Consider the following 11876-nt stretch of genomic DNA (forward strand, 5'->3'; position numbering starts at 1 on the left):
CCGCGACGCCTCCGCAGGCTTTCATGAAGAAGCACGCGAGACGGGAGAGGCAGGTGCGGCACGAATTCGGGGTCATCACTGTCGTGCAGGAGGGACGGTTCCGGCTGTCCTCCGATGACGGGCGCTCGCTTCTCTTCGCACTCGACCGGCATGCGGCGTTGGAGCCGCAAGATCTGCCGGCGCTGCTGACGCGACGGGTCGCCGTCGCCTGTACCGATACGCCGGGACGCAGGGCGCTTACCGCGCGCGATATCCGCCCCGTGGGTGCCCGATGAGCCGGGTTCGTCACTTCCTGCGCAATTGGTCGTTGCCGCGGCAGGCGCGGGGTGAGAGCCACCATTCCGACGCCGCGCGTAGCGAGATGTCCGAAGGATTGCGGCCGCGGCTGGAGCAGGCCGACGATGTCGGCGTCAGCGTCTGCCCATACTGCGCCGTCGGCTGCTCCACATTGATGTACGCCAAGGACGGGCGGATCATCCATGTCGAGGGCAATCCCGACAGCCCGATCAACGAAGGCACCCTCTGCCCCAAGGGTGCGACGCTCTTCAGCCTGCACGCCAGCCCCACGCGCCTGACCAAGGTGAAGTACCGCGCCCCGTACGCAACCGAATGGGAGGAGGTGCCTCTCGATTGGGCGATGGAGCGGATCGCGCAGCGCGTGAAGCAGACGCGCGACGAGACCTTCGTCGAGGCGCTGCCGGACGGGACCAAGGTCAACCATACGCTCGGCATCGCCTCTCTGGGCGGAGCGACGCTCGATAACGAGGAGAACTACCTCATCAAGAAGGTCTTCGGCGCGGGCCTCGGCATGGTCTTCATCGAGAACCAGGCGCGGGTCTGTCACTCGAATTCAGTCCCCGGACTCGGGGCCTCGTTCGGGCGGGGTGCCGCGACGATGGCGCAGTGGGATCTGGCGAATTCGGATTGCGTGCTGATCATGGGGTCGAACATGGCGGAAGCGCATCCGATCGCCTTCCGCTTCGTGATGCAGGCCAAGGAGCGCGGCGCGAAGGTCATCCACGTCGATCCGCGCTTCACCCGCACTTCGGCGCTGGCGGACATTCATGCGAGCATCCGGACCGGCACCGACATCGCCTTTCTCGGCGGCGTGGTCCGGTACCTCCTGGAGAACGACCTGTGGTGGCGCGACTGGGCCATCCCCTACACCAACCTCGCCACCATCATCGATGACGGGTTCCAGAGTCCGTCGGAGCGGCAGGACGGACGCTTCTCCGGCTGGAACGCAGACAAGAACGCCTATGACTACGACAGCTGGCAATATGATGGGATGGTCGTTCCCTCGGCGCTGTCGGAGCATTACCTCAACACCGCCGAATCGTTCTCGGAGATGACGAGCCGCCTGACCGACAAGCCGCCCCGGCAGGATTCAACTCTGCAGCATCCGATGTGCGTCTATCAGATCCTGCGCCGGCATTATGCGCCCTACACCCCCGAGATGGTCGAGGAGGTGACGGGCTGCCCGAAGGACTTGTTCCTCAAGATCGCGGACACGCTGGCGCAGGCATCGGGGCCGGAAAAGACCGGCGCGATCGCCTATGCCGTCGGCTGGAACCACCACACGACGGGCGTGCAGATGATCCGCTCCTCGACGCTGGTGCAGCAGCTTCTGGGCAATGTCGGGCGGCCGGGTGCGGGGATCATCGCGCTGCGCGGCCATTGCTCCATCCAGGGCTCGACCGACATTCCGACGCTTTACAACATGCTGCCGAGCTATCTGCCGCAGCCCAACGGCTTCAAGCCGCAAGCGCGGAGCTACGACAAGTTCCTCGAAGACGAGACGATGCCGACGGGCTGGTGGCACAATTTTCCGAAATACATGACGAGCCTGCTGCGCGCCTATTACGGCGATGCTGTCGGCCCCCGGAACGAGTGGGGGTATCACTGGCTGCCCAAGATCGTGGGAGATCACAGCCAGCTCGCGCTGACGCTCGCGATGAATGACGGGGTGGTGAAGGGTCTGTTCCTGACGGGTCAGAACGTCGTCATGGGCGGGTCCAACAGCCAGATGATCCAGCGCGGTCTCGCCAAGCTCGATTGGTTGGTGGTGCGCGATACCGACGAGATCGAGGCCGCGAACTTCTGGGAGAAGGGCCATCCCGTCCGCAACGGCGAGATCCGGCCGGAGGAGATCGGCACCGAGGTGTTCCTGATGCCGGCCGAGTTGTCGGGCGAGAAAGGCGGCACCTTCACCAACACGCATCGCCTCGTGCAGTGGCACGACAAGGTGGTCGACGGCCCCGGCGAAAGCCGGTCGGAGCTGTGGTTCATGTACCATCTCGGGCAGCGGATGAAGGAGCTCTATGCGCAGAGCGGCCGTGAGCGCGACAGGCCGATCCAGGCGCTGACGCTCGACTACCCGGTGGTGAACGCCCGCGGGGACATCGATGCCGAGGCGGTGTTGAGGGAGATCAATGGCTATACATGGCCGGAGCGGCGGCAGATCGAGGGCTTCAAGGACCTGAAGGACGATGGCTCGACTGCCTGCGGATCGTGGCTCTATTCGGGCTGCTATCCCGGCTTCAACAAGACCCGCGCGCGTGAGGCGGACGGGCCGGAGGGGCCGGGCAGCCATCTCGGCTGGGCCTTCGCCTGGCCCGCGAACCGGCGCACCCTTTACAACCGCGCCTCGGCCGACCCCGAAGGCAAACCGTGGTCCGAGAAAAAGCGTCTGGTCTGGTGGGACGAGGAGAAGGGCGCGTGGCAGGGGACCGATGCCATTGACTTCGAGCCGGAGAAGCGCCCCGATTACCGTCCGGACTGGGAGAAGGGTGCGCATGGCATGGCGGCGATCCGGGGCGACGAGCCCTTCATCATGATGCCGGACGGCCGTGCCGCCCTCTACTCGCCGTCGGGCCTCAAGGACGGACCGTTGCCGACGCATTACGAGCCGGTGGAAAGCCCGGGCCGCAACCCGCTTTATGCGCAGCGCCAGAGTCCGGTCGCCAAGATGTTCGCCCGCGACGACAACCCGCTTCATGAGCCGGGCGATCCGCGTTATCCGCACGTCCTCACGACCTACCGGCTGACGGAACATCATTGCGGCGGCACCCCCACGCGCGGCGTGCCCCACACCGCGGAGCTTCAGCCCGAGGGCTTCGCCGAACTGCCGCCGGAGCTGGCGGCGGAACTCGGTGTCGAGACACTCGACTGGGTCGTGATCTCGACGGCCAGGGGCGCCATCGAGACGCGGGCGATGGTCACCGAGCGGCTGCGCCCGCTGCAATTCGACGGCCGCTGGATCTACCAGATCGGGATGCCGTGGCATTTCGGCTGGGAGGGCGAGGCGACGGGCGACATCGCCAATGTCCTGACCGCCGCGGTGGGCGATCCCAACACGTCGATGCACGAGAACAAGTCGCTGACCTGCGCCATCCGCCCGGGTCGCCTGACGCGAGGAGTAGCCGCCGAATGAGCTTTGACGCGCCCCAGGAGGCCCGCCGCACGGCCGGGACCGGGATCGAGCCGGGCCGGGATTACGGCTTCTTTACCGACACCTCCGTCTGTATCGGATGCAAGGCCTGCGAGGTGGCCTGCAAGGAGTGGAACCAACTCCCCGCCGAAGAGGACGGCATGTCTGGCATGAGCTACGACAACACTGTGGATCTGTCGGCCACGACATGGCGCCACGTCGCCTTCATCGAGCAGATGAACCACCGTCCCGACGGCCAGACGCCGGACTTCCAGAGCCGCTGGCTCATGTCGTCGGATGTCTGCAAGCATTGCGATCCCGCGCCCTGTCTCGAAGCCTGTCCGACGGGCGCGATCTTCCGCACCGAGTTCAACACCGTCGTCGTGCAGCAGGACATCTGCAACGGCTGCGGCTATTGCGTGCCAGCCTGTCCGTTTGGTGTTGTCGATCTCGATGGGGTCGATGGCAAGGCGCATAAATGCACCATGTGCTACGATCGGCTGAAGGGCGGGCTGGAGCCCGCCTGCTCCAAGGTCTGTCCCACCGACTCGATCCAGTTCGGTCCGCTCGACGAACTGATCCCCCGCGCCGAGGATCGTGTCGCGTCGCTGCATGATCGGGGGGTAGAGGATGCGTATCTCTACGGCGCACCTGGCCATCCCGGCGCCACCGGCGGCATCGAGAAGCTCAACGCGTTCTTCCTGCTTCTCGACCGGCCCGAGGTCTACAATTTTCCCGCCGCGCCAAGCCGCCCTGCGGAGCGTATCGGCCTCGCCCTCGGGACCGGCCTCGCCACCTTTGCGGGGCTCGCGCTTGCGGCGACCGCACTTCTCGGGAACCGGCGATGACCCGGCGCGAATTGCCCGATACGTGGCGCGGTGAGAGCTACTACGGTCAGCCGCCGCTGAAGAACCCTCAGTGGGACTGGAAGGTCAGCGGTTACATCGCGATTGCCGGACTGGCCGGCGCGGCGCAGGCGCTTGCCTGGATCGGAACTCGCCGCGACCGCGACGCGTTCCGTGGCGCGCGGCGAAACGCTAATCTCATCGGCTTGACCGGGGCGGCCACGGGATCCGCGCTGCTGATCGCCGATCTCAAGACGCCGCGACGGTTCTACAACATGCTGCGCATTCTGCGGCCGACTTCGCCCATGTCGTTCGGCACGTACATCCTCGGGGCCTTTGGCGTTGCGACCGCCGTCTCGGCGCTGGGAGATATTTCCGCCCTTCGCCGCCGCCGCGCCGTCGCGCGTCTTGCCGATATCGCGCAGGCCGGTGCGGCGATTAGCGGGGCAGGTGCGGCCACGTACACGGCTGCCCTTATGGCGGCCACGTCGAACCCGTATTACGCGGCCGCGCCGCGCGGCCTCGGTGCCCAGTTCTCGACCTCGTCCGTTGCCGCAGGCGCGGCGGCCCTCGCTCTTGGCGAACGGGCAGGGGGGCGCGACAAATCGGCGAAGCAGTTGGAAGAAGTGGCCGCAATTGCCGCCGTGGGGCACGTGGGCGCGAGCCTCGTTGCAGGCCGCAGCCGTCGGGCGGCGGGTGTCGAGCGCGCGGTCGCGGGTTCCGCGCACAAATCCGAGGCAGCCGACCTTCTGATCGCGGGGGCGCTGCCGATTGCGGGCTATGCGCTGAACCGCGCGACGGGAGGGCGAGCCCCTGCCGCCGCCGTCGTGGGATCGCTCGCCCTGATCGCGGGATCCTTTGTGATGCGGCACGGGATTCTCAACAAGGGAAAAAAGGCGGCCCGTCGTCCGGATGCCGCCTTCGGCTTGGCACAGCCTCGGAATTTGCCGGGAACGGATCGGCGCCGCCTCGGAGGGCGGCTGTAATGGATGCCGAGCTTCAGCGCCACGCGGAGGAGGCGATTGCGCGCCTTCGACACGTGCTCGGGCGCGGAGCCGAGGTGCGGCATGACGAGATCCAGGCGGCTGCGAAAGCTGTCATCGCCTTTCGCAATCGGACGATCGCCAAGCATCGGGACGGCGCAGCCGATGGTGACTGCCTTGACCGAGCGAATGCGCTGGTCAGCCTGGCGTATGGCGCGGAGTTTCCGCTGAGCGGTCTGCATTTCAAGCGTATTGCTCAGGTCTGTGAGGAACTATTCCGAATGCTTGGCAAAGACGTGTCCGCGCCGGAGGGGGATGTCTTAGACGAGAGAGAAGAAGGTGAGGCGCGCGCACAGTGAGCGGTCGTAATGCCCGGTCAAAATGCGGCTGGCTCGCGAAAGCGTACCCGTTGATGGTTGCAACATAGTCCGGCGAGAGTGCTTTGATCTACGGGAACGAGGTGGCGTCTAGGGAGGCGGCGGGCGAATCCACAGCGAATTCGTCCGCCGCGCCACACGCTCTTTTTGTCAGACAGCGGTCGCCCTTCGCTCCTTGGACAGGACGTGCCGCGCCTGTTGCCGACTTCAGGATGCGAAGAAAAAGCGGACCATCTCCGCGCTGGCATCCGGACCCTGCGCATCGGTGTAGCTGCCCGCGGCCTGCCCACCGGACCAGGCGTGACCGAGCCCCTCCACAACCCAATGCTCGACCGCTTCCGTGCCGTCAGTGCCGTAGGTCGTGCAGTGGCGGAAAGACCGCCCGCTCGTCGCGCCGCTCTCCTCGTGCTGAAGGCTCTGTTGCGGTCCGCGGTCGAGAGCGCGGCGGGCGATTTTCTCGCCGTTTGACGGGTGAACGGTCTTATCGGCGCTGCCGTGGAAGACGATCGTGCGGACGGCTGGTCCCGCGACGTTGCCGGGACTGCCCTGTCCGGCCATGGCCGCATAGGCGGAGGGAAGGTCTTTTGCCGACCCGGTCGGCAGGCCGGAATGGGCGCCGACGGCACTGAAAAGCTCCGGGTATGCATCGCCGAGGATGACGGCCATGGCCGCCCCGGCCGAAAGGCCCGCGACAAAGGTCCGCCCGTCGGGCACGCCGTGACGCGCGATGGCCTCGCGCGTCAAACCGGCGAGGATTGCCGGCTCGCCGCGGTCTCGCTGCTGATCGCCGCGGCTGAACCAGTTCCAGCAGGACTGTGCGTTGTCGCCGCGCGCTTGGTGCGGATAGACGACGATGAAGCGGTGCGTTTCGGCCAAGGCGTTCATTCCGGTGCCTATGGCGAAATCTTCGGGCGTCTGGGTGCAGCCGTGGAGCATGACGACGAGGCCCGTGACGCCGTCCCGCGCGGAAGCGGGAACATAGGTGCGGTAGCGGCGTGTGCCGGCGGGGCAGGTGAAGCTGTCGTCCGCAAAGGTGGCGCCCTCGGGGAGCGCGGGTTCTGGCCGCCTGCCGCCGGATTGCCCGAAGCGGGCCAGTATGTCCGATAGCGGGGCGGAATGTGCGGCCGTGCCGGTGCTCTTGGTCTCTGGCTCCACGGCCAACCCGTGCCGAGCCAGTGTGCGGTTTACGAGGTCGTTGGCGGATGCGAGGCGGTTGGCCCGCATGGCGGCAGATGCCGGGCGCCACGCGCCAGCAGGAAAGTCGATCATTTATTCTATCCTTGTGAAGGAGTTGCCGCTACTTGATGCGGTCGGCCAAGGCCTTCTTGATGTCCGCGGGCGCCTGAAGCGCGCCGAGAACGGTAATCGAGCCGATCGTGGCCCGTGCGAGGTCGGGGGAGACGTCGGAGGCGATACGCGCGAGGCCGACGACCTTCACATGCAGGACCTCGCCATTCGCGCGGAGCTGCTCAAGCTCGGTACGGCCATAATCCCGCAGGCCCAGTTCCATCGTATGCCGCTCGATCGATTTCTCGACGGCCTCTCCGTGGGTGTCGAGTTGTCTGCGGATCGCTGTGCGAATGAAGTCACTGCGATTGGAGTAGAAGCCTTCCTTGACCAGCAGGTCGATGCGGCCAAGGTCGACGAAGCCGAGATTGATGGTGATCTTTTCGCTGTCGGGCTGCTTGTCCCGAAGCTGTCTGACGTCGCCCATAGCGTTTCTCCATCCGTGTGGATGGTATATGGATGTTTAGCCTCGCGGTGCAAGAGCAGTCTGGGACCGAGTGGTGGCTTTTCCGAAAGATGCTTTGGTCGCGGGCATTTGCGATGTGCTGGATCAGCCGTCCGTGGTCGCGCCAGCGGGGTGATGCGAGGTTTCCGAAGGAGGAATGACCCCTTCAACCCTTATGGAGGGGCGATGGAGCGCGGCAGCGGGCGCGGTCCGTTCAGCCTGCCGCGTGTTCGCGCGTCTCGTCCCGTTCGTGCATCACGCGTGCAAGACGGCGGATCCTGAGAGCACGGTTGAATTCGCCGCCGAAGATCAGGACCAGCGCCGCGAGGTACATGAAGTAGAGGGCCGCAACGATGCCGGCGAGGCCTGCGTAGTAGCTTGAGTAGCTGGCGAAGCTGCTCAGGTAGAAGGTGAACGCCGCCGTGAGAAGGATCCAGACGGTCAGCGTGAAGAGGACACCGGGCCAGATGTTCGAGAACCGCGTGCGGCGCGCCGGCAGAAACACATGCGCCACGAACAGCGCGGCGATCAGGATGATCATCGCAGCCGGATACCGGATCAGCTTGACCGTCACGGACGCCGGATCGAAGCTTGGCATCAGGTCATGCAGAAGGGAGCCCGCCCGCGGGGCCAGCACCAGAAGATAGCCGACCAGAACGAGCACAAGGCCGGCCACGATCACCACGCCTGTCTGCACGGTGTAGACGACGAACACCGAACGGGTTTCGCGGATTCCGTAGGATCGGTTCAACCCGACCCGCACGCCGTCCACGCCGCCCACCGCGAACCAGATCGTCAGCAGGATACCGATGCTGAGGACGCCGCCGCGTTGAACGGTCAGCACCTGCTCCACCTCCGACAGGATCGGCCCGATCAAAGCTTGCGGCACGATGGAGATCAGAAAGCTGTTGAGATCGTCGGCCATCGTCCGGTCGCCGATGAAAGCGGTCAGCGAACTTGTGAAGATTAGGAAGGGAAAGATCGCCAGAAGCGCGCGGAAGGCGACGTTGCCGGCCAGACCGAACGCATCGTCGCTCCAGAGTCTCAGGGAGGCCTCGCGGAACACCGCCAATGGAACGCGCCACCCGGTCCCGTGAAGCAGGTCCTCTGGATGCTCACTGAGGATTCCGTGCGTGAGGACGGCGTCGCGCCCCATCTCTTGATCTGTTTCTGCGTTCATGCACCGGCTCCTGCACGCCTGCGGCCCGGAGCGACCCGGAGGCAGGTACAGGACACCTACCGACGTGGCGGCGGGGGCGCCACTCCTCCGCATATCTGCAATTGGAGCGGAAGGCGGCGCCGTTGGAAGGGCGTTAGAGGCTTCGTTCTGCGCCGGGAGTCGCTTGATGTGGAGCGGCGGCCCCGTCAGGCCGCCGCGTCTTCAATCACTGCGCAGGCTGGAATTCCAGGCGCAGACCACGTGCCGTGCCCTCGCTGAAGCCGGTCCAGTAGGAGTGTTCCTCGGTCGGGTCACCATCTTCGCCCATGGACCACACGCCGTCGCTGGCCTGGTCGACAAGGTCGAGATAGCGGCTGCGTTCGGTCTCGCCCTTGAGATGAAGGTCGAAGAACGCGGTCGTGAAATGCGCGAGGATATTGTTCATGCGCGTCGTGTCCCAGACCGGGTCGGCGTAATGCTCGAACGGCACGAAGTCGAGGCTTGGGGATGGCTCCCAGCTTTCCTTCGGCGCGGGCATCGGAGCCGCGGCATTGTGGCCGGCATTCTCGAACGTTAGCAGGTGGCGGTCGACGCCCGTCGTCTCGTTGAAGATCTGACGGATCGCACCGTATTCGGAGACGTTGTCCGAGCTGCCGGCGACCAGCAGCAGCGGCTCCCGGAACTCGGCCAGCGCGTCGGCGTCCCAGAAGTCGCGGTTGCGCCCCCATGGACCGATAGCCACGATTGCGTCGACGCGGTCGTCGAGGAGCGCGTCGTGCGTCTCCGTACCGACGACGTTGCGGCGAAGCAGATTCTGCGGCGGCGTATATCGCTCGATCCTCTCGACCGCTTCCGTCACGCCTGCGCCGCCGAAGATGAGGGCGCCGTAGCCCCCCATGGAATAGCCGACGACGCCGGTCCGGCTGGCGTCGATAATCGCGCCGAGGTCGTCGTCGAGTTCGGCGAGGCTGTCGAGAACGAAACCTTGGTCGACAGGCCGGTTGACCAGCGTCGACGTGAAAGCGCCGAGGTCGGAGTAGGTGCTGTCCGGATGGTCAATCGACGCCGCGACATAGCCTTTGGAGGCGAGGTTCTCGCCCAGATGGCTGAGCAGGAAACGGTTGCCGGGATAGCCGTGGGAGAGGATGACCAGCGGGAAGTGCCCCTCTGCCGGAGCCGCATCACGGGCGGCGCGGCCTGTCAGCGTCGTCGGCGTCTGCCCGTCGCGGAGGACCGTCGTGTAGGTTCCGCCCGGCTCGACGCCCGCTGCGGCAGGATACCAGATCTCTACGGTCAGTTCCCGGTCGGTGGTCGGGAGGTCTCCCTCCTCGGTCGCCGCCGGAACGTCAATCTGGTCTTCGTGGGTAAAGGTCAGGGTCCTGACGCCGATCGCGTTTTCGCCGTAAGGCGCGAGTTCGGGCGCATCCGGCCGGATCTGATCGATCGGATTCTGGGCCATGGCGGGCATTGCCAGCAGGAGTCCCGCAAACGCTGGTGCAAGATGCTTCATCGGTTCCTCTCAAGCTTGTGTGGGCTTACCGTCGCGCGACACCTGCGTGGTCGCAAGTGAGGACTTTACGGCATTCGCTTCACGTGTCCGGGTGAAGGCTCCGGCGATCACGGCATAACGAGCGTCGAAGCGGCAGCGCTAGAAATTGTCTTTCCACGCCCTTGAGAGACTGCGCTGAGCTCCTGATCTGGTTATCGTCTCGCGCAGCGCAACTCGGATTGGCAAGACGGTCGACATTTTTTAAATCGGATGTCCTGGGGGTCGCCGGTATCCGATGTTTTTCGTTTCACAAGTTGTCTGATGCCTGAGACTTCTGTTTTCGTGGACGAACTGATGTCGCGGTTCCGGTGACGGGTGGACTCAAGGCGATATAGGCTTTCGGGGCGGCTACGCTGGTCTGGAACATGGCGACCTGGTTGTCGACGTCACGCGCCATGAGCCGCCGAGGCGGCGTTTTCACGCGGTGCATCCCGGTCTCGGCGCGGCCTCGGCGGCGGGGTTCGTTCCGGGTTCCTGACCAACCTTGGGAACGAATCGATCATCCGCGCTCAATGGCGTAAGTTGCGGGCCGGGTGGCCGCGGGGCAGCGCCGATCTAGTTGGGGTCTTCGGCTTTAAAAAAAATGAGAAGGCGCTTGCATGACTGCCTCCTTCATGACCCTAGCGGGGCTGATCATTGTCGGTGCGACCCTCTGGGACGTGTTCCGTTCTTTGGTTCGGACTCCATTGTCGTCGGGCCCATTCACAACCGGGGCCGAAAAAATCGCCTGTCTGGGGCTTCTGAGACTTTTCCACTTGACAGGCAGGCGGAGATTCCTCGCCGCGATCGGCCCGGTCTCGGTCATGGCGCGCGCGTTCGCGGTCGTGCTTGGGTTACTGCTCGGCTGGGGACTCGTTTTCTTTGCGCAGGCAGATTGGGTTATCGTGGCGTCGCCAAATCGACCGGCGGACTTCTGGGAGCGTGTTTATTTCACCGGCTACACCATATCGACGCTTGGGCTGGGCGACGTGGTCCCGGACGGTCCCGTCGCCCAGCTTTCGGTGGCGGGCGGGTCGCTGACCGGTTTCATGGTGCTGACTTTCGTTGTGGGATCTGTGTCGACGCTGTCTCAGGTGATCGGCGCGCGCGACACTGTCATCTCCGCAATGCACGCCCATGCGGCGGCCATTGCGGCTGGAGGGGCGGCATCCCACGTCCTCGACAAAACCCTTGATCAGGTGGTGTCGCCGCTCGCGGCTGTCGCCTCGGCCATTCAGACGTTGCCGGTTCGGCATCGAATGCACGCCGAAACTGAGACGCTCGCGCTGTCGCGCGCGCTCGACCGGCTGAACACTGCATTGGCGAGCGGTAGTCCGGCCGACCCACGCCAATGCGCGGCGGCCCGATCGATGGACCAGATTCTGGAGGCTCTGACGGCAAGCTGGCTTGCGACGGATGCCACGGATCGTCGGGGCCGGATTGATGCGTTTCTTGCCGCCGACCATTTGGACCGGGACTGACACAACGCGCGCATTTTCCGGTTTTTTCCCGTGCTTGGATGTCCGACATTCGGTTGGGGCCTGTTAGCCCACATAATTCATGAAGCTGCGGACTTGTGCTCCGTGGGATGGTTTCCCCGGTCTCGGTTTTCTTGCGCGCACCCGGTGTTTGCGTCCGGTTGGCAGGCCGGCCGGTGACTTGGGTCTTGGGCGATACGGGTTGATGTTTCTGGGTTTGTCGGGGCGCTTGCGTCAGGCTGTTTTCGGTGGGGCGAGGGCGTCGAAGAGAAGGAGGAGAAGTCCCTTTCGGGGACACGATGCCGGCAGGGTCACGATGATCCGGGTCGTCTTTTCGACGATGG

Annotated in this window: 10 protein-coding genes; 6 read left to right on the top strand and 4 right to left on the bottom strand. The window is 65.0% G+C overall.

The genetic code is table 11. From position 1 onward, the window contains the following. Positions 1–23: 23 nt before the first annotated feature. The 5 genes from JSE7799_RS00915 to JSE7799_RS00935 are packed head-to-tail and all read left to right on the top strand — an operon-like array spanning position 24 to position 5617. Positions 24–275 (top strand): hypothetical protein, encoded by a 252-nt coding sequence (locus JSE7799_RS00915; RefSeq protein ID WP_222101683.1) that lies wholly within the window; start codon positions 24–26, stop codon positions 273–275. After that, entirely contained in the window at positions 272–3433 is a 3162-nt protein-coding gene (gene fdh, locus JSE7799_RS00920; protein WP_186201801.1) for a formate dehydrogenase, read from the top strand. The genes JSE7799_RS00915 and fdh overlap by 4 nt, the downstream gene beginning before the upstream one ends. Beyond that, positions 3430–4278, top strand: coding sequence for a 4Fe-4S dicluster domain-containing protein (locus tag JSE7799_RS00925; RefSeq protein WP_055661920.1), 849 nt, complete (start codon positions 3430–3432; stop codon positions 4276–4278). The genes fdh and JSE7799_RS00925 overlap by 4 nt, the downstream gene beginning before the upstream one ends. Then, positions 4275–5261 (top strand): NrfD/PsrC family molybdoenzyme membrane anchor subunit, encoded by a 987-nt coding sequence (gene nrfD / locus JSE7799_RS00930; RefSeq protein WP_055661921.1) that lies wholly within the window; start codon positions 4275–4277, stop codon positions 5259–5261. Before JSE7799_RS00925 ends, nrfD begins: the two co-directional genes overlap by 4 nt. Next, entirely contained in the window at positions 5261–5617 is a 357-nt protein-coding gene (locus JSE7799_RS00935) for a hypothetical protein (RefSeq protein ID WP_055661922.1), read from the top strand. Before nrfD ends, JSE7799_RS00935 begins: the two co-directional genes overlap by 1 nt. Positions 5618–5842: 225 nt before the next feature. On the opposite strand, the gene JSE7799_RS00940 is transcribed toward JSE7799_RS00935, so the two are convergent. From JSE7799_RS00940 to JSE7799_RS00955, 4 genes are all read right to left on the bottom strand, one after another. After that, the gene (locus JSE7799_RS00940; RefSeq protein ID WP_055661923.1) at positions 5843–6904 is read right to left on the bottom strand and encodes an extracellular catalytic domain type 1 short-chain-length polyhydroxyalkanoate depolymerase; all 1062 of its coding nucleotides are present in this window, start codon (positions 6902–6904) and stop codon (positions 5843–5845) included. A gap of 28 nt (positions 6905–6932) precedes the next feature. Next, positions 6933–7349 carry a ribbon-helix-helix domain-containing protein gene (locus JSE7799_RS00945; protein ID WP_055661924.1) on the bottom strand — a complete coding sequence of 139 codons (417 nt, stop codon included), beginning with the start codon at positions 7347–7349 and terminating at the stop codon, positions 6933–6935. Positions 7350–7581: 232 nt separating this feature from the next. Then, positions 7582–8547: a YihY/virulence factor BrkB family protein gene (locus JSE7799_RS00950; RefSeq protein ID WP_055661925.1), complete on the bottom strand. Its 966-nt coding sequence runs from the start codon at positions 8545–8547 to the stop codon at positions 7582–7584. A gap of 205 nt (positions 8548–8752) precedes the next feature. Next, the gene (locus JSE7799_RS00955; protein WP_055661926.1) at positions 8753–10036 is read right to left on the bottom strand and encodes an alpha/beta hydrolase family protein; all 1284 of its coding nucleotides are present in this window, start codon (positions 10034–10036) and stop codon (positions 8753–8755) included. A 638-nt stretch (positions 10037–10674) separates the two neighbouring features. On the opposite strand from JSE7799_RS00955, the gene JSE7799_RS00960 reads away from it, so the two are divergent. After that, on the top strand, positions 10675–11535 hold the full coding sequence (locus JSE7799_RS00960) for a potassium channel family protein (protein ID WP_055661927.1): 861 nt from the start codon (positions 10675–10677) through the stop codon (positions 11533–11535). Positions 11536–11876: the final 341 nt, after the last annotated feature.

This window comes from Jannaschia seosinensis (genome assembly GCF_001408515.1).
Classification (GTDB): Bacteria; Pseudomonadota; Alphaproteobacteria; order Rhodobacterales; family Rhodobacteraceae; genus Jannaschia; species Jannaschia seosinensis.

Excerpts from the sequence above, each read along its gene's own strand:
- JSE7799_RS00915 (WP_222101683.1), top strand. The coding sequence starts at position 24 with ATGAAGAAGCACGCGAGACGGGAGAGGCAGGTGCGGCACGAATTCGGG.
- fdh (WP_186201801.1), top strand. The coding sequence starts at position 272 with ATGAGCCGGGTTCGTCACTTCCTGCGCAATTGGTCGTTGCCGCGGCAG.
- JSE7799_RS00925 (WP_055661920.1), top strand. The coding sequence starts at position 3,430 with ATGAGCTTTGACGCGCCCCAGGAGGCCCGCCGCACGGCCGGGACCGGG.
- nrfD (WP_055661921.1), top strand. The coding sequence starts at position 4,275 with ATGACCCGGCGCGAATTGCCCGATACGTGGCGCGGTGAGAGCTACTAC.
- JSE7799_RS00935 (WP_055661922.1), top strand. The coding sequence starts at position 5,261 with ATGGATGCCGAGCTTCAGCGCCACGCGGAGGAGGCGATTGCGCGCCTT.
- JSE7799_RS00940 (WP_055661923.1), bottom strand. The coding sequence starts at position 6,904 with ATGATCGACTTTCCTGCTGGCGCGTGGCGCCCGGCATCTGCCGCCATG.
- JSE7799_RS00945 (WP_055661924.1), bottom strand. The coding sequence starts at position 7,349 with ATGGGCGACGTCAGACAGCTTCGGGACAAGCAGCCCGACAGCGAAAAG.
- JSE7799_RS00950 (WP_055661925.1), bottom strand. The coding sequence starts at position 8,547 with ATGAACGCAGAAACAGATCAAGAGATGGGGCGCGACGCCGTCCTCACG.
- JSE7799_RS00955 (WP_055661926.1), bottom strand. The coding sequence starts at position 10,036 with ATGAAGCATCTTGCACCAGCGTTTGCGGGACTCCTGCTGGCAATGCCC.
- JSE7799_RS00960 (WP_055661927.1), top strand. The coding sequence starts at position 10,675 with ATGACTGCCTCCTTCATGACCCTAGCGGGGCTGATCATTGTCGGTGCG.